This window comes from Aphanothece stagnina RSMan2012, from assembly GCF_046764815.1.
GTDB lineage: Bacteria > Cyanobacteriota > Cyanobacteriia > PCC-6307 > Cyanobiaceae > NIES-981.
Genome location: NZ_JBKOUC010000119.1, coordinates 1 through 400 on the forward strand (window position 1 = coordinate 1; position 400 = coordinate 400).

The window sequence follows — 400 nt, forward strand, 5'->3', positions numbered from 1 at the left end:
GCGGCTGAGCGGGAGAGGGTGCCGTCGTCGTTGGCGAGGATCAGGCCGCTGCCGGTGCCGGACAGGTTGGGGATGGTGACGGTGTCGCCAGAGCGACCGAGCACGATCTGGTTGGCCCGGGTGGTGGTGGCACCGGTGCCGATGGCGGTGGAGCCGGTGAAGTTGGCCAGGGCGCCGGCACCCAACGCGGTGGTTTGGAAGCCCGTGGCATTGGCCTTGCGTCCGAGGGCCGTGGCGCTTTCACCGTCGGCGATGGAGGCTGTTCCGACGGCGGTCGCGGCGGTTCCGCTGGCGTTGGCCAGGTAACCGGTGGCGGTAGCGCCTGCTCCAGCCGCCCTGGCCTGGTCACCAAGGGCTGTCGCCGCTGAGCCGGAGGCGTTGCTGCGGTAGCCGATGGCGA

The 400-nt window shown here is 71.2% G+C and carries 1 pseudogene; it reads right to left on the minus strand.

Going from position 1 to position 400, the window contains the following annotated elements:
* Positions 1 to 400, minus strand: a pseudogene (locus ACLNEE_RS17020) (hypothetical protein); the annotation flags it as partial.